This window comes from Streptomyces sp. NPDC055025 (genome assembly GCF_053608565.1).
In genome coordinates, this window is record NZ_JBSGVS010000033.1 from 81,710 (window position 1) to 98,137 (window position 16,428).

13 protein-coding genes and 1 pseudogene are annotated in these 16,428 nt (G+C 72.8%); 1 reads left to right on the forward strand and 13 read right to left on the reverse strand.

Annotation, left to right across the window (positions count from 1 at the left end; all coding sequences use genetic code 11):
- Window positions 1-85: 85 nt before the first annotated feature.
- The 8 genes and pseudogenes from ACWGDX_RS21105 to ACWGDX_RS21140 form a co-directional block, all read right to left on the reverse strand.
- Complete coding sequence (locus tag ACWGDX_RS21105) at window positions 86-772, reverse strand: DUF305 domain-containing protein (RefSeq protein ID WP_453627661.1); 687 nt, start codon at window positions 770-772, stop codon at window positions 86-88.
- Window positions 772-1,722, reverse strand: a complete 951-nt coding sequence (locus tag ACWGDX_RS21110) for a DUF1996 domain-containing protein (protein WP_453627664.1) — start codon at window positions 1,720-1,722, stop codon at window positions 772-774. Before ACWGDX_RS21110 ends, ACWGDX_RS21105 begins: the two co-directional genes overlap by 1 nt.
- Before the next feature lie 625 nt (window positions 1,723-2,347).
- Window positions 2,348-2,926 (reverse strand): flavin reductase family protein, encoded by a 579-nt coding sequence (locus ACWGDX_RS21115; protein WP_453627666.1) that lies wholly within the window; start codon window positions 2,924-2,926, stop codon window positions 2,348-2,350.
- The gene (locus tag ACWGDX_RS21120) at window positions 2,923-3,831 is read right to left on the reverse strand and encodes an alpha/beta hydrolase (RefSeq protein ID WP_453627668.1); all 909 of its coding nucleotides are present in this window, start codon (window positions 3,829-3,831) and stop codon (window positions 2,923-2,925) included. The genes ACWGDX_RS21115 and ACWGDX_RS21120 overlap by 4 nt, the downstream gene beginning before the upstream one ends.
- Window positions 3,828-4,997 (reverse strand): LLM class flavin-dependent oxidoreductase, encoded by a 1,170-nt coding sequence (locus tag ACWGDX_RS21125; RefSeq protein ID WP_453627710.1) that lies wholly within the window; start codon window positions 4,995-4,997, stop codon window positions 3,828-3,830. The genes ACWGDX_RS21120 and ACWGDX_RS21125 overlap by 4 nt, the downstream gene beginning before the upstream one ends.
- 39 nt (window positions 4,998-5,036) lie before the next feature.
- Window positions 5,037-5,666: pseudogene (locus ACWGDX_RS21130) on the reverse strand (ABC transporter substrate-binding protein); the annotation flags it as partial.
- A gap of 729 nt (window positions 5,667-6,395) precedes the next feature.
- On the reverse strand, window positions 6,396-7,322 hold the full coding sequence (locus ACWGDX_RS21135; RefSeq protein WP_453627671.1) for a DsbA family oxidoreductase: 927 nt from the start codon (window positions 7,320-7,322) through the stop codon (window positions 6,396-6,398).
- A complete protein-coding gene (locus ACWGDX_RS21140) occupies window positions 7,319-7,801 on the reverse strand; it encodes an RrF2 family transcriptional regulator (protein WP_453627673.1) in 483 nt (160 codons plus the stop codon). Before ACWGDX_RS21140 ends, ACWGDX_RS21135 begins: the two co-directional genes overlap by 4 nt.
- 185 nt (window positions 7,802-7,986) lie before the next feature.
- Here ACWGDX_RS21140 and ACWGDX_RS21145 point away from each other — a divergent pair, with 185 nt between their 5' ends.
- Entirely contained in the window at window positions 7,987-8,541 is a 555-nt protein-coding gene (locus ACWGDX_RS21145; RefSeq protein WP_453627675.1) for a cupin domain-containing protein, read from the forward strand.
- Window positions 8,542-8,603: 62 nt separating this feature from the next.
- Here the strand turns inward: ACWGDX_RS21145 and ACWGDX_RS21150 are convergent, their stop codons facing one another.
- The 5 genes from ACWGDX_RS21150 to ACWGDX_RS21170 form a co-directional block, all read right to left on the reverse strand.
- The gene (locus ACWGDX_RS21150; protein ID WP_453627677.1) at window positions 8,604-10,082 is read right to left on the reverse strand and encodes a UDP-N-acetylmuramoyl-L-alanyl-D-glutamate--2,6-diaminopimelate ligase; all 1,479 of its coding nucleotides are present in this window, start codon (window positions 10,080-10,082) and stop codon (window positions 8,604-8,606) included.
- 968 nt (window positions 10,083-11,050) lie between these two features.
- A complete protein-coding gene (locus ACWGDX_RS21155) occupies window positions 11,051-12,031 on the reverse strand; it encodes a DUF2510 domain-containing protein (protein WP_453627680.1) in 981 nt (326 codons plus the stop codon).
- Between the two features lie 189 nt (window positions 12,032-12,220).
- Entirely contained in the window at window positions 12,221-12,931 is a 711-nt protein-coding gene (locus ACWGDX_RS21160) for a response regulator (protein WP_453627683.1), read from the reverse strand.
- A gap of 120 nt (window positions 12,932-13,051) precedes the next feature.
- Complete coding sequence (locus tag ACWGDX_RS21165; protein WP_453627685.1) at window positions 13,052-15,331, reverse strand: histidine kinase; 2,280 nt, start codon at window positions 15,329-15,331, stop codon at window positions 13,052-13,054.
- 132 nt (window positions 15,332-15,463) lie between these two features.
- Window positions 15,464-16,171: a hypothetical protein gene (locus ACWGDX_RS21170; RefSeq protein WP_453627688.1), complete on the reverse strand. Its 708-nt coding sequence runs from the start codon at window positions 16,169-16,171 to the stop codon at window positions 15,464-15,466.
- Between the last annotated feature and the right edge of the window lie 257 nt (window positions 16,172-16,428).

The following is a 16,428-nucleotide window of genomic DNA, read 5'->3' on the forward strand; positions in this document are numbered from 1 at the left end:
AGCACGCCGGGAGCGTGACCGTGCCGGGCACGGGGACGCGTGCCCGGCACGGTGGCAGGGCCGGCGGCGCGGCCCGCGGATACGGTCAGCCGCCCAGCTGACGCAGCGCCTTCAGCTGCCCGGCGCGACGCTCTCCCACTTCCCTGGCGAGGTCTGTCGCGGCGGGCGCGGCACCCGAGTCCCGCTCACCGCGTGAGACCAGGATTCCCTGTTCCAGATGTTCGCGGAGATAGGTCTTGGCGAGGGCGTCGAAGGCCTTGCCCCGGCTCTCGGAGACACTCCGCAGCTCGTCCTCGGTGATCATTCCCTTCATGTCGTGACCCTCGTGCGGGTTGGTCCCCGCCGCTCCCGTGTCCCGGAGCAGCCCGCGCAAGCGGGTCAGCTCGTCCCGGTGCGTCACTCGCGTACTCCGTGCGAGATCCGACAGACCGGGGTCGGCCGCGCGGTCCGCGACCAGGTCGAGAAGGAGCAGGGTCCGTTCGTTCATGGGTGCCATGAGCTGGGCCCAGCCACGGTCGGTGGCGTTGTAGCCGCCGGGTTCGGTGCTGGGGGCGGAGAGGGACGGCGTACCGCTCCTCGCCGCGGGGACGGCACCGGCGCCGCCCCTGTCGCTCTCACGGCCGTCGCCGCCACCGCTTCCGCCGCTGCCACAGCCCGCCGCGCCGAGCAGGGCCAGTACCAGCAGCGTGGCCGGCAGCGCACCGGCCAGGATCCCGCGGACCGGACGGGACGGCGGCCCGCCCTCGCGCGGCCGGCCGCCGCCCCGCGCCATCACGGATTCCCGTTGGCGCCGCACTTGATGATCGGGTTGATGCAGTTACGGACGCGCCGCTCCATCTCCCCCGCCGGCCAGGCGTTGAAGAAGTCACCGTGCATCGTGTAACCGGGTCCCGAGGCGAGCCGGAATCCTGCCGGGTTCCCGTTCACCGGGTACCGCAGGACCTGGCGCAGCTTGGGCACGGGGACCGGGTGGCTCGCCGGGCACGCGTTGTTCACCGGGTAGGACATGTGGCTCTTGTGGTCCGCCGAGTCGAGGTCCCTGCCGTTCCAGCACTGCGGGAAGTCGAGGTACGACTCCAGCATCGTGCCGGCCGGGCAGTTGACGAAGTCCTTCGACGGGTTGACCTGGCCCGCGTGCAGACACGACCAGCGCGCACGGGTGTCCCCGTCGTTCGGTCCCGTCGCCTTGGCGTTGCCCGCCACGATCTTCAGACCCTCGGGTATGGGCTGGGTACGGGCGATGATGTCGTCCGACACGCCCTCACCGAGGTAGTAGAACGTGGTGCCGGTCGGCTCGACGGGCTGGTTGTTCACATAGAGGGTCGGCACCCAGTAGGCGGAGAGGTCGACGACCGGGTCACAGGTGGTCGCCGCGCTCTTCAGATCGCCGAGGTTGGTGTACGCGTCGGTCGCGTGGCTGCCGAAGAAGCTGTGCATGTGCGAGCCGCCGGGCAGACCGGGGACCACGATCGGGTCGTCCGGCAGCCGGTGGCTGAACTTGCACTCGGCGAGGAACTCGGCCACGCGCACGACATCGGGTGCCGCGGCGGCCTTGGCCGGAGCGGCTTGCCGGGTGGCTTCACTCTCCACCTGGGCGACCGCCCCGGTGGTACCGAAGACGAGCTGAGCGGCGACGGCACACACCGCCACCAGACCGGCGAGAAGCGCCCGCACGCGTCCCCTGCTGACGCGGCGGCCGTTCTCGGACCGCGGTGTTCTCATGAGTACTCCAAACGGAGTTGAGGATTCCGCACACTGTTCGCACTGGCCGGAGGCCCGTGCGCTGGCGGTGCGGACGTCCGAGGGTGGGGGGCGGGGAACTCCGAACTGGAGCTCCCCTCGACTGCCGGACGCTAGAGTCGCCCCCGGGCGCCGTCAAGGTGCTGCGTCAAGTTCCGGAACTGATACTTCGTCAGAAAAGAAGCACGCCGGGGAGGTTGACGCCCCTCGGCGATCCGGTGGCGGGCCGGCCGGAGGCCGGTCGTACCAGGTGACCCGAACCGCCGGGCCGGACCGGCCGCCGCGGTCAGTACGGCGCGGGCCGGCGACCCACCGTGCCCGCTCCTTCAGGTGGTGAACGTTTCAGGCCACCGCGTTGGACCATACCTTCGACAAACGAATCAGGGCGAAGGAGACATGGAACGACCGAGCCCCCGCGGGCGGCGGGGGCTCGGGTATGCGCTCGGAGCGGCTCGGGTGCGGATTCCGGTTCCGGCCGCGGCTCCGGTTCCGTTTCGGGTTCCGGTTCCGGCTTCCGGTTCCGGGTGCCGTTTCGGCCGGGGCCCAGGCCCGGACCCGTACCGGAACTCGGTCTCGGCACCGGACCCGGCACCGGACCCGAGGGAGATCACTCGCCGGTGTGCGGGGGAAGACGTACGGGCGTGGCGAAGGCACCGTCGTGATGGACCAGGGCGGGACCCTCCCCATGGCCACCGCCCGCCTCGACCTCGCCGACGACCAGGACATGGTCGCCGATCCGCTGACGCAGCGTCACCCGGGCGGTGAGCCACGCCGGTACGCCGTCCAGCAGGGGGAGACCGTCATGGCTCCCGGTCCACGACAGCCCCGCGAACCGGTCGGTGCCGCTGCGCGCGAACTGCCGGGCCAGTGTGGCGTTTCCGGAGCCCAGCACATGAACGGCGAAGCGGTCGGCGGCCTGTACCGCGGGAAGCGTCGAGGCCGTGACACCGAGGCAGAAGGAGACCAGCGCGGGTTCCAGCGAGACCGAGGTGAACGAGGTCGCGGTGAATCCGGCGGGTCCTGGCACGGTGATCACGGTGACCCCCGCCGCGTGCCGGCGCAGGGTGCGGCGCAGTATCTCGCCGGCCGCGGCGGCGGCGGTGGGGCCGGTCGAGGTGCCGGCCGCGGTGCGTTCGGTGGACACGGTCATACCGCTTCCCTTCCACTGGGTGAGGGTGATGGTCACAGGGCGGCGCCCTGTTCGACGGTGAGGATCGGGGTCAGCTCCGGGTCGGCACGGAGCCTTTCCAGCCACAGCACGAGCACCGCGGCCGTGGTCCGGTGCGACGCGTCGTTGAGCACGTCGTGCCGTCCTTCGCGCACCACACCGAGGGTGGCGCGCGGCAGCCGGGCCGCCAGCTCGCGTGCCCTCCCGGGCGGGGTGACCGGGTCGGTCCCGCCGTGCAGGACCAGGACGGGTACGTCGGGCCGGGCGTCGGCGAGCAGCCGGGCGGACACGGGGGCGGTGAGCCGTCCCCGTACGAAACCCCCGTCCTCGGTGAGCCGCTTGCGGTGGGCCGGGCACGCGGTGCGCGCCCCCAGTTCGTCGTCCCACAGGGTGGACGAGCCGGCGTCCGTACGGGTGCCGGTGCCGAAGGACGGGGCGGTGGCCGGGGCGGTGCCGGTGACCGGGCCGGGCCGTGGCTCGGCCGCTCGCGTGGCCGGGGCGGCCCCTGCGACGACGACGCCCCCGACCGGCAGCCGCGGGCCGGCCGCCACGGCCGTGTGCAGGGCCTGAAGGGCTCCCGTATCGCTGCCGACGAGGACAACGGGCCCGACGGGTTCGGGACCGGCGGCCTCGGCCGCTCGCTCCAGGATCTCTTCGGTGTTGTCGTCCGGGGTGGTATCGAGCGCGTGCACGACATATCCATCGGCGGACAGCCGGCGCCCGAAACGCTCGTAGACCAAGGGGTGTTCGCCACGGCCCGGCAGCAGAAGCAGAGTGCCGCGCGGGGCGATCCCGGCGGGCGGCTGCCAACCGCGCGTTCCCCCCGCGCCGTTGGGGGCCGGAACGGAAGCCGTGTCCGTGCCGGTGCCGGTGGCGCGGACAGGGCCAGACACGGGGGCGGTGGCGCTGAACAGGTCGGTCATCGCGTGCTTCCGATGGAGTCGGCGGTGGGCCTGGCCGGTTCGGTGGGGGTGGCCGGTTCGGTGGGGGCGGCCGGTTCGGTGGGGGTGGCGGCGGCCGTCGCGGCGCGGTGGGCGAGTTCCTGGCGCACGAGCGGGATCAGCTCGCGCCCGTAGTCGATGGCGTCGTCGAGCGGGTCGTATCCCCGGATGAGCAGTGTGGTCACGCCGATGTCGACATAGTCGAGCAGCGCCCGCGCGACGGTCTCCGGCGTGCCGACCAGCGCGGTCGTGTTGCCGCCCGCGCCGGTGGCCGTGGCGGTGGGGGTCCACAGGGCGCGGTCGTGCAGATCGCCCTTGGCGGCTGCCGCGAGCAGCCGCCGCGAGCCGGTGTTCTGCGCTCCGTTCCGCCCCCGCTGGTGGCGTGCCTGGTCGAAGAAGGCGCGTCCCGCACCGGACTTGATGGTGTCCAGAACGCGATGGGCCCGTTCCCAGGCGAGTTCTTCGGTCGCGCCGAGGATCGGACGGAAGGAGACGCTGATACCGGGCGGTTCGGCGCGTCCCGCCGCCGTGGCGGCGGCGCGCACGGAGGCGATCTGCTCGGCGGTCTCGGCGAGCGGCTCACCCCACAGCGCGAAGGTGTCGGCGTGCCGTCCGCCCACCCGGTACGCGGCCTCGGAGGAGCCGCCGAAGTAGAGCGGAATACCTGATTCACGCACCGGCAGGACCCCGGAGGCGTACTCCTCGAAGCGGTAGTGACGGCCCTCGTGACTGAAGGGTTCCGCGGAGGACCAGGCACGGCGCAGGATGGACAGATATTCGTCCGTGCGGTCGTAACGCCCTTCCTTGTCCAGGTAGTCGCCGTCCCTGCGCTGTTCGGCGTCATGGCCGCCGGTGATGGTGTGGACGGCGACACGGCCCCCGCTGAACTGGTCGAGGGTCGCGAAGGAACGGGCCGCCAGCGTGGGCGCGATGAAGCCGGGGCGGTGGGCGACGAGCAGACCGAGCCGTTCGGTGCGCCCGGCGACGTACGCGGCCACTTGGACCCCGTCCGGCCTGCTGGAGCTGTAACCGATGAGGATCCGGTCGAATCCCGCGTCCTCGTGGGCACGGGCGAAGCGGGCCGTGTACGCGGGGTCGACGGCCGGACCGCTGGGCGGCCTGGTCTCCGAGGCGACGTAGGAGACCAGGGTGTACGGGCCGGATCCCGCGGGCTCGGTGGCGAGGCTCGCGGCGTCGCTCTCGAAGACCTTGGGGTTGACGACCATGCCGGTCTTGCCCGCGAGAAGCAGGGGAACCTGGAAGTCGGGTTCGGCGAGCCGCAGTTCGACGGTGCGGGCGTCGACGGCCGTGACCTCCTCGACGCCGATGAGCTGAGCGGCGATCAGTGACTTCTCGTAGTCACGGCCCCGTTCGATGCTCTTCTTCACGGCGGTGGCGTCGATCGGGGTCCCGTCGCCGAACTTCAGCCCCTGGCGGAGAGTGAAGGTGACGACCGTGCCGTCCTCGTTGTACTTCCAGGAGGCGGCGAGGGCGGGGACGGCGTTGCCGCGCTGGTCGAGCGTGGTGAGCGCGGCGTAGACGAGGGAGAGGGAGTGCACGTCCCAGCCGGCGGACGAGGTGACCGGATCCCATGAGGTCGGCAGCGCCCAGCCCCATTTGAGGGTGCCGCCCCGGCCGCCTGCGGACGAGGTGGACCCGCCTCCGCAGGCGCTGAGGGCGAGTGCGGCGCCCGCGCCGAGGGCGAGTCCGAGGAAGGAGCGCCGTCCCGGGCCGGGGAGGGAGAGCGGGACGGACGCCGGGGTGATGGCCGGGCGGTCCGCGCCGGCGGTGGTGGAGGAGGTACGGAGGACCGGCATGAGTACGCCACCTTTCTGGGCCGTGCCGGTGCGCTCGGGTACGCGGGCGGGGCCGAGGGACGCCCGGCCGGGCGGTCCGGACGAGACGGGCAGGACGGTGAGGCGAGGAGGGCGGGACGAGGCGGGCGGGACCGGTGCGGCGGGACGAGCCCGCGGCGGAGCGCGGTACCGTCCGTCGCCGCGGCATCGGGGCGTGACAGCACCGGAACCGCCGACGGCGGACACGGATGAGGAGAAGCAGCCGCCTCTCGGGCCGGCAGGGACTCCGGCACGGCTTGACGCGTACGGCTACGGCTACGGCTACGGCTACGGCGGGAAGTGTCGCGCGGGAGATCTCGCGGCGTGCCGGTCGTCGGCGGAGGTCCGGTGTACGGGGGTACGTCCCCGGGCCACCGCTGTCGCGGCGCGGGAATCCGGGGCAGGGCCGGAGTGCCGAGGGCCTGGCGAAGCCTCAGGGCCTCAGGGCCTCAAGGGCCGCGTCGGCGGTCGGGTCAGCGACAGAGGGCGCTGGACGTGCGCCGATAGTCCACGTAGCGGCAGACCACACCGGGGTGCATCGGATGCATGCCCCGTATCCTCACCGCCGCGCGGCACGCTGTCAATGGACACCTCTTGGTGTCTCATTGTCCGAGACCCTGACGACCTGCGCTTTCATCTGCCCACGCGTGGACGGCGGTTACCGCCGGACCCCTTCGGCACGGACCGAACCGGCCTGTCCCGCAGCCCTGTTCAGACCGCCTCGGGACGGGTCTCACCGGGGTGCAGCCACAGCGGACCGTGGCCCGTCTCGATCCGTACGGCGTCCGGCGGAGGCTCCGACCCGCCGGTGAGCAGGGCGAGTTCGGGACCGGTCAGACTCCGCCAGCGCTCCAGCGCCTCGCCGGGCGACCACAGCACCGGGGTACGGGGCAGCGGCGCGGCGGCGGCCGTACGGGCGGCTTCGAGATAGGTCTCGACAGGCCGCCACCCCGGTACGCACACCCGGCCGCCGGGTCCCTCGAAAAGCAGCGTCGGCAGCGCGTAACAGCGGTGGCCCCCGACCTCCTTCGCCCGGCCCGGGTGCGGTCCCGGCCCGTCGAGACCGAGCACCTCGGGGAGCGGCGCACGGGTCTCCGCCCAGTCGGAGCGGACGGCCTCCCGGGTCCGTGGAGCGGCCAGGTCACGCAGCAGCCGGTCGGTGTCGAGGCCGGGGACGCCCCGTACGGCCCTGCGGATCCCGTCCGGTGTGTCCGCGGGCGAGCCGACGACGAACGTGCTCTCGCGCAGCCGCCGCAGGACCCGTTCGGCGGTTTCGGCCCCCTGTGACCCGGCGGCCGTGGCGGCGAGGGACGCGGGCCAGCTCGTACGGGTGAGCCGGCGCAGCCGGCGCGCGTACGGCGCGTGCGTATGGGTGGTGACCTCGTGGATGAACCGCTCGTACCAACGGGCCTCGGCGTCCGGGTCGGGAGCCGGATCGTCGTCCTCGTCGAAGAGGATCCCGAAGACCCGCCGCCACCGCGCACGTGGCCCGAGCGTCTGTCTCAGCGACCGGAAGACCGGCTCGGACCCCCAGGCCCACGGGCAGGCGGGGTCGGTGTACTCGGTGATCCGGACCAGTGGCCGGACCGCTTCCCCCGGCTCCGGACCTGCCGCCGCTCCCCCGGGCTCCTCGGTCACGCCGGAACCGCCGGGGAGACATCGCGGGCGGCGGATCCCTTACCGGTGCTCCGGGGCTCCGCGCCCCTCGCGCCTCCCGCGCCCTCGGCGGCGAGTTGGGCGATGGTCGTACGCCCGAGCACCGACTGCGCGGCGGCCTCGACCGCGCGCCACAAGTCCGGCAGCCGCCGCGCCGCGCCGGGGTAGACGAGGGTGTCGGGCCGGGCGCCGCGCAGGGTGAGGAACTCCCCGTCGACCGCGGTCATCACCTCGGCCACACTGATCGCGGCCGGATCGCGGCCTATCCAGTAACCGCCCTCACAGCCGCGCTGGCTGCGGACCAGACCGGCCTGCCGCAGATCCCGGAAGACCGATTTGAGGAACCGGAACGGGATGTCCTGGGCGGACGCGATGCCCTCGCAGGTCAGGGGCCGTGCGCTGTCGGCGGCGAGTTCGACGAGCGCCCGCACCGCGTAGTCCGCCTTCGCCGATATCTGCATCTGCACCGTCTCCCCGCGGGTCTCCGTACCTGACGAACCGTCCGAGAACCGGGAACGGCCTGCTCGGCGGTAATGGACACATCTTGACATCCATTCGCCGCGCTCTCTACCGTCGGCGCCGAGCCCTCGCCGGGCCCCGACCCGGGCCAGGGCCTCGCGTCCGCCCCCCGACGAGCAGGATCTCCATGGCCTCGCACACCCCGCCCACCGGACACGACGCGTTCCACCCCGATCTGCCGGACCACGACCGTGACCAGGACCACGAGCACGGCGAGGCGGGGAGCACACCGCCCCTGCGCGCCCGGCTGCACCACATCCGGGCCGGCGCGCTCGACGGCGACACCGCGCAGACCGGTGGAATGCGGCGCTTCGCGGCGATCAGCGGCAGCAGTGTCGGCTCCGAGCGCATCTGGATGGGCCAGACGCATGTTGCGCCCGACACGGCGTCCTCCAACCACCATCACGGCGCCTCCGAGACGGCCATCCATGTGGTCGAGGGGCACCCGGAGTTCGTGTTCCTCGACGACTCCGGCGGTACGCCCGAGGAGATCCGGATCCGCACCTCGCCGGGCGACTACATCTTCGTACCGCCGTATGTCCCGCACCGCGAGGAGAACCCCAGCTCCGACGAGGAGGCCGTGGTGGTGATCGCCCGCAGCACACAGGAGGCGATCGTGGTCAACCTGCCCGAGCTCTACGTCCTCGGGAAAGAGCCGGACGCCGAGCCGAACGCCGGCTGACACCGCCGACTGCCGACTGCCAGCCGCCTGCCGGACGCCGGGCACCGGACGCCGGGCCACGCCTACCCGGCGAGTTCGCGGACCGTCGCCATGTCGCTGAACGGCAGCAATCGGTCTCCGACGATCTGATACGGCTCGCTGCCCTTCCCCGCGAGCAGGACGATGTCGTCCCGGCCCGCGTCGGCCAGCGCGAAGGCGATGGCCGAGCGGCGGTCCGCGAACCGCTCGAAGCGGCAGCCGCTGGCCAGCAGACCGGGGGTGATCTGGTCCATGATCGCCCCGGGGTCCTCGTTCCTCGGATTGTCCGAGGTGAGCACGGCGAGATCGGAGTACGTACCGGCGATCTCCCCCATCCTGGCGCGCTTGGTGCTGTCACGGTCGCCGCCGCAGCCGAAGACGGTGACGACCCGGCCCCGGGCGAAGTCCCGGATGGCGGTGAGCACCTTCTCCAGCGAGTCCGGGGAGTGCGCGTAGTCGACGATGACGGCGGTGCCTCCGCGGGTCTCGAAGCGCTCGAACCGCCCGGGAACCGGTGGCATCCGGTCCAGCGCGCCGACCAGTCCGCGCAGATCGTGCCCGAGCAGATGGCAGGCGGCCACGGTGGCAAGGGCGTTGGCCACCGAGAACCGGCCCGGCACCGGGATCGCCGCCGGATACTTGCGCCCTTCGTGATGGAGGGTGAAACGCGTACCGAACGCGTCCATGGTGAGATCGGTCGCCCGGTAGTCCGCCTCGGTGTCCAGAGCGTATGTCGTCACGGCGCCGGGCATCAGGGCACCGATCCCCGCGCCCACCGGATCGTCGGCGTTGACCACGGCACGCCGGCAGAGCCCCTGGAACAGCCGGAGTTTGGCGTCCCGGTAGTTCTCCATCGTGCCGTGGTCGTCCAGATGATCCTGCGTCAGATTGGTGAAGACACCGACATCGGCGAAGGCGTGGTCCACGCGGTGCGTCAGCAGGCCCATGGAGGTGGCCTCCAGAACCACCGTGCCGACCTCCCGGTCCCGCATGTACCCCAGCAGATACTGGAAGTCCGGCGATTCGGGCGTGGTCAGGACCGATCTCGGCATGGGGATCACCTCGTCGCCGATCCGGCTGCCCGCGGTCCCGATGACCCCGACCCTCGCGCCCTCGGCGAGCCGCAGCACGGACTCGACCATGTACGACACCGAGGTCTTCCCGTTGGTGCCGGTGACGGCCACCATGTCCATCCCCCTCCCGGGCTCCCCGTAGTAGCGGGAGGCGACGGCCGACGCGGCCGTACGGGTGTCCCCCACCCGCACCACGCACACGTCCGTGTGCGCCCACACCGACTCGTCGGGCTCCGGTGCCTTCGCGTCCAGCAGCACCGCCACCGCGCCGCGCGCGAGGGCCGGGCCGATGGCCCCGGGGCCGCCTTCGCGGTGGCCCGGCACGGCGATGTACAGCGAACCCGGCACCACCCGGTGGGCGTCGAAGCAGGTGCCCGCGGTGATCGCCGTCTCCGGATCCCCCCGCAGAGTCTCGTGGTCGTACCCGGCGAGCAACTCGCTCAACTTCACAGGGATCCTCTCGGAGGTGCGGCTCGGAATCGCGGCTCGGCGCGGTGGCTGGAGGGCTGTGGCTCGACAGCACGACGAGGCGACGCGACATGGGTGAGGGCGGAGGTGCGGGCAGTGGTGAGGACAGTGGTGACGGTGGGGATGAGCGCGGAGACGACGGGTGGGGTCGCCGTCAACCGGCCCGGCGGGCGGTCCGCCAGGGCGTTACGGGAATGGACCGGCCGGGAGGACCGGCGCTAGCGGACGGCCGGGCTCACGGGCAGCCAGGTCCTGTCCGGCGGATCTTCGTGGATCAGCCGGGGCGGCTGGTGCGGTGCAGCGCAAGGCGGAGGATCGTCATCGTCGATGGACCGGACGTACTTGGACGACTCCGACAACGCGGCGAGCAACGCGGCGAGGTGCCGTGCCAGGCGTTCCGGGCCCACGAAGATCCGCAGGACAGGGCCTGGGTCCCCACGGCCCCGACGCGGCCGGTTCAGAGGGTTCGGCCTCAGCGGTGCGGCCCGGGGGACGATCCGGACGGCGGAAGAGCGCTAGCCGTGGCCGTGCAGCGCCCGGCAGGCGGCTTCCGGTGGGGACACCGGACCCGCTCCCGCGGTCAGCGCGGCCGCGGCGGCCGAGCACAGCGCGCAGGGGGCCTGTCGCAGGCACTCTCTGACCGCACGTGTACACACCATGAGGCGAGTGTACGGCCGACGGACCGGTACGGACGCCGCTCAGGACCGCCGTACCCCACCTCGCCGCCTCACCGCACACCACAGGGCGGGCCGCACACGGCGACCCGCCCTGGAACAACATCACACGCGAACGACCGACCCGACGGGCCGCCGACCACTGCCCGCCACCACCGGTCACCGATACCGGTCATCAGTCACCGGTCACCAGTCACCAGTCACCGGGGAGTGGCACCCCCGGCCCCGGCCATCGGTCCCCGGTCCGGGGAGCGGCGCCGGCCGAGGGCTCCGGGTTCAGACTCCCTGCCCGCTGCCGCTTCCTCCACCCGCCGCTGCCTTGATGCCCTGGGTGATCTCGTCCATCACGGACAGCTTGGGCGCCTTGTCATTGATGTCGAAGCCCGAGCGCACGACGACCATGAGTCCCGAGGCGGAGGGCGAGGTGAAGGCGAGCGACTGCACATAACCGTCGTCACCCTTGCTCGTGACGACCTTCCACCGCACGAGATAGCCCTTCTGCCCGGCGACGGTGACCGCCTCGGACTTCAGCTCCTCGTGGGAGGAGATCTTTCCGTAGATCTCCCCGCCGTAGGACTCCTCGGCGTTGGTCTGGATGTCCTTCTCCGCCGCCGCCTTGGGCGTGGTGGCCTCGATCTTCATCGCGGCCGCGGGAGCGGAGAACACCCCGCCCCGTACGCAGCTCTGGGACGTGTCCCCGGGACAGGAGTACTTTCCGGTCGTCACCCCGGCACCGACCACCCCGGATTCGCCGGTCCAGCCGTCCGGTACCGGGATGCTGATTCCGCTGGCCGCGTCGGTGGCGTAGCCGTCCTCGCTCGGCACCTGGGGCGCACCGCTCTCGCCGCCACCAGGTCCCTCCGGACCGCCCGGACCGCCGGGCCCGTCCGGGTTCGGAGTCCGCTGTCCGGGCTGTGAAGGGGCCGTGGAAGGCACATCGCCGGCACCCACCGGCGCGCTGTCACCGTCACCGTCACGGCCGAGCAGATAGAAGCCTCCCGCGATGGCCATCGCCACGACCACGGCGGTGACACCGACGGCGATCCGGCGGCCACGGCTCGCCCGGCCGGGCGGTGGTGCCGCGGGGTAAGGAGGCGACCCGGGGTAGGCGGACGCGGTCGGCGGCGCCCACTCCTCGGTGGAGGTGGCGCGGAGTTCGTCGGTCCAGGCGGAACCGTCCCACCAGCGTTCCCGCTGGGGGCCGTCGCCCGAGTGCCCAGGATCCGGATACCAGCCCGGCGGAGTTGTGTACGTCACGGTCCTCAGCCTAAGCATATTGTCTGAACGACTGGTGAGAGGCCCATGAGAATCCCCCGCACCCGCCCCCGGCCGCCTCACCCACCGGAACCGCCCGTCCAACGGAGCCGCCCGCCCAACGGAACCGCCCACTCACGGGAATCGTCCACTCATGGGAGTCGTGCACCCGCCGGAGTCGTCCGCTTCGGCTCACTCTCCGCCGAGGCCCGCCTGCCGGGCCCGGACGATCGCCTCCGCCCTGCTGGCCGCCTGAAGCTTCGTGAGGATGTTGGACAGATGGTTGCGGACGGTCTTCGGGCTGAGCACCAGCCGTCGCGAGATGGCGAGATTATCCAGGCCCCTGGCCACCAGATCCAGTACCTCCCGCTCCCGCCCGGTCAGTTCGGGCAGGGCGACCGGAGCGGTGCCCGGCACCCGCAGCCCGGTGAGATAGGCCATCGCCCGTGAGGCCACCGCGGGACCGAGCAGCACCTCGCCATGGGCGACCGCGCGTATCCCGCGCTCGATCTCGGCGGGCGTCGCTCCCTTGAGGAGATAGCCGCGCGCGCCCGCCCGTATCGAGGCGAAGACCGAGTCGTCGTCGTCCAGCATCGTCACCACGAGGACGGCCGTCGTGGGCCGCAGCCGCAGGATCTCCCGGGTGGCCTCGACACCCGAGGGCGCTCCGTCGCCGAGGTGCAGATCCATGACGACGACATCGGGCCGGTGCGCGGCGACGGCGGCGACGGCCCCGTCATAGGTCTCCGCCTCACCGACCACGCTCACACCGGGCAGTGATCCGAGCAGCGCGGCCATACCCATACGGAAGACGGGATGGTCGTCCACCACGACGATCCGCAGGCCGCCGTCGGCTCCGCCCCGCCCTGCCGCTCCGTCCTCCCGGTCAGCCGTCGTATCCACCCGCTCCTCCAAACCCGCCCGGCCCACCTGCTCGCCAGCCCACCTGTCCGCCTGCCCGCCTGCCCGCCGTCACGATGGCGGACCTCGCCGTCATCGCGTCATCGCCTTCGTCCCTCTCACTCACCGCGCGCGGTCGACCACCCCGTCGGTCAGCTCCTCCCGGAGCGGAACACGCAGGATCAGCCGGGTGCCCCGACCGCCGGCGCCCGGCTCCCAGACGACCGTTCCGCCGACCTCCTCGGCCCGCTCCTGTACGGACTGCCTGCCGACACCGGACCTGGCGCCCGCCGCGATACCGTGCCCGTCGTCCTCGACCACCACGGTCAGCACCCGGTCCGCGCCCGAGCCGGTCCCGGCCAGCACCACCGCGCAGGTCCTGGCCCCCGAGTGCCGCGACACATTCCGCAGCGCCTCGGCCACGATCGCGTAGACCGCTCCCGCGGCCTTCGCGGGCAGGTCGCCGTACGCCGGCCGCCCCCGGTCCCCGCCCCCGCCCCGGACGGACTCCCGGTCCCGATCCCCGTCCCCGCTGTCCCCGCCGCCGACCCCGTCCCGTACGGCCACCGCGAGGCCGTCCGCCTCGTACCGCATCACCAACTCCCGCAGGGCCGCCACGAGACCCAGCTCGGCCAGGACCGGCGGGACCAGTCCCCGGGCCAGCGTGCGGACCTCGTCCACCCGCACATCGACTTCCGCACGGAGCCTGCCGAGCAGGGCGTCTGCCGTGTCCGCGCGATCGGGCAGAAGATTGCGCACCGCCGCGAGACCGAGCCCGATACCGGCCAGGGCCGGGCCGAGCTGGTCGTGCAACTCCCGCCGCAGCGCGCGTCGTTCGTCGTCCCTTGCGGCGGCCAGCCGGCCGCGCGACTCGCGCAGCGCCCGGGTGACGGCGGCGAGATGGACGGCCGTGGCGACGATGGGCGCCACCTCCTCCAGCGCCGAACGGGCTCTGCGGTCGAGGCGTTCGCCGGGCCGCGCGGTCACCAGCAGCGTTCCGGCGCTCTCCTGACGTACCACCAGAGGTACGGCGAGAGGTGTCCCGTGTGCCGCTGGGGCGAGATCCTGGGGCGGTTCGTCCCGGGACTCCTCCCGTGGTCCGTCCAGCGATCCCTCCCGCGGTCCGTCAAGCAGTCCCTCCGGCACTCCGTCCGGCGGTCCCTCCGGCGAAATCGAGACCAGCACCTCGCCGTCGGCGTCCAGCACCCGTACCGAGCCGAGGTTGAACGAGACCGCGACGCTCTCGGCCATACCGGTCAGCGCCTCCTCCGGGCCGGCCGCGCTGCCGAGATGGCGTCCCACCCGGCTGAGCGCGGGGGCCGCCGCCTCCCCGTGCACCAGCCGGTCCACACGACGCTGCAACCAGCTTCTCGCGGGCTGGATCCCGACGGCCGGCACGGCGGTCGCCAGCACCCTGCCGAGGGCGCCCTCCCCGGGAAGGACGAGTCCCAGCACCGCCACCGTCACGAAGTACCCGGCCACCAGCATGCCGGTGAGCAGTGACCACACCAGTGTCCTGCTGACCGCCAGATCGATCCCCCAGAGCCGCTGCCGCAGGACCGCGACCAGCACGGCGGCCGGGAAGAACGCCTGCGAGGCGATATGGGTGAACGGGGTGAACAGCAGCACCGCCGTGCTGTCCGAGGTCGGCCACAGCACCAGAGGAAGGAACGTGACCGCGATCAGAGCCGTACCGATCGCCAGCCAGCCCAGCCCCCGCGCGCCCGGGTCGCGCGCCCGGCGCCACCCCGTGTGGGCCGCGGCGCCGAGACCGAGGACCACGATCAGCCCGAGCAGGATCTGGGTCAATGGCTCGGCCAGCCGGGCCCAGGCCGTACTGCGCACGGCGAGCGGCGCGTACGGCTCGCCGTACGCCGGCCAGGGCCAGGGGTCGGTCAGCCGGACCGCCAGTACGGCGACGATCACCGCGGTCCCGGCGCCGATCGCCCAGCGGGCCACCGGCGACGGCCGCCGTCCCGACACCAGATAGGGCACGACGAGGATCAGGGAGAGCGTGCCCGGCACCCACGCGGTGGACTGGAGGATCGTCCACTGAGGCGGCACGGCCCCCTCCCCGGCATCGCGTGCCCACAGCGCCACGGCCTGGGCGGTGACCGCCGCGACCCCGCCGCCGATCGCGGTCAGCGCGACCAGCCAGGCGACCAAATGCCGCCGCCGGGACAGGACGACGGCGGCGACAAGTCCGTAGACCAGCGCGTCGACCGTGTCGACGACGAAGAACCACTGGTCCTGCGTCCATGGGGCGCCCGCCACCCCCATCAGGACCAGGGCGGTCACGGCCGGCCCCCAGGCCGCGACGAGCACGCCGACGGCGGCGGCGCGATGGCCCCCGCCGTCGATCCTCCACCGGGCACGCGCGCCCCGGTCCCCCGTGTCCCCCACCGGCCAAGGGTCCCAGTCCGCCGTCCCGGTGTCAGTCCGTTCCCCGCACTCCCACCGGTCCGCCCACTCCCCCGCACGGCCCCACCGCGCCATACGGACCCACGGCGCCGAACGGTCTCCCGTCGTACGGTCTCAATCCGTGGTACGGGTCCGGCCGAACGCGAACGCGGCACCCAGCACCAGCAGATAGGGGAATCCCACGAACAGCGCCATGTACTGAAAGGGCGTCACCTGCGTGATCAGCAGGAGGAATCCGAACAGGGCGCTGATCACACCGATCCACCGGCTCACCGCCCCCTGCCGGAAGGCGGCCACGACCAGCGCGCCGGCGGTGAGCAGCAGTCCGGACCACAGCCAGCCGTAGGTGCCCAGTTGGGTCATCCCGGAAATGATCATGTCGGGATCCATGGCGTCGCGGTTGGTGATGTCGTGGAACATCTCGGTGCCCATGCCCGCGCCGACCAGGTTCATCACCGCGACCAGCAGCAGCCCGGAGGCGGCGAGCGCCGGTACGAGACTCCCCGCCGGACACTGCCGGTCCAGCCGTCGGCGCAGCCCCGCCGCGAAGACGACCGCGCCCAGCGCGGCCGCGGTGAAGGCGATCTGGGTGGCGAAGACCCACCACGCGGTGGCGCCGTCGAACCGGCCCACCATACGGGCGCTGTCCCTGATGTCCGCCTCGTCATAGGGCCAGAGCGGCCCGGCCGTCACGATCACGAGCAGTCCGGCGAGCGCGGTGAGCACACCGCCCCAGGCCCAGCCCCGGCCCTCGGCCGGCGCCCGCACCGGATCGGCCCCGCGCCGCCCGCCCGCCATCGGTTCCGTCTGTGGAACAGCCATGCTTCCCCCTCGTCCGGGCGTACGGGCCCTCCCGTACGCCGTGCGCCATGTCGGCGCACGGGGATCCCGCCACCCCCGTTCTCCCCCCGCGGCTCGTGCCCCGCCCCGTTCTCCCCCGAGGAGGGGCGACCACCCGGTCCTGGGCCGGATCCCCGTGCACGGCTCACGCTGCCGCACCCGGTGTCCCGCCGGCATGGGCCCGGTGTCCCGTCCTCCCGGGGGGGCCCCCCGGCCCGGACGCCGGGCCTGCGCGCACC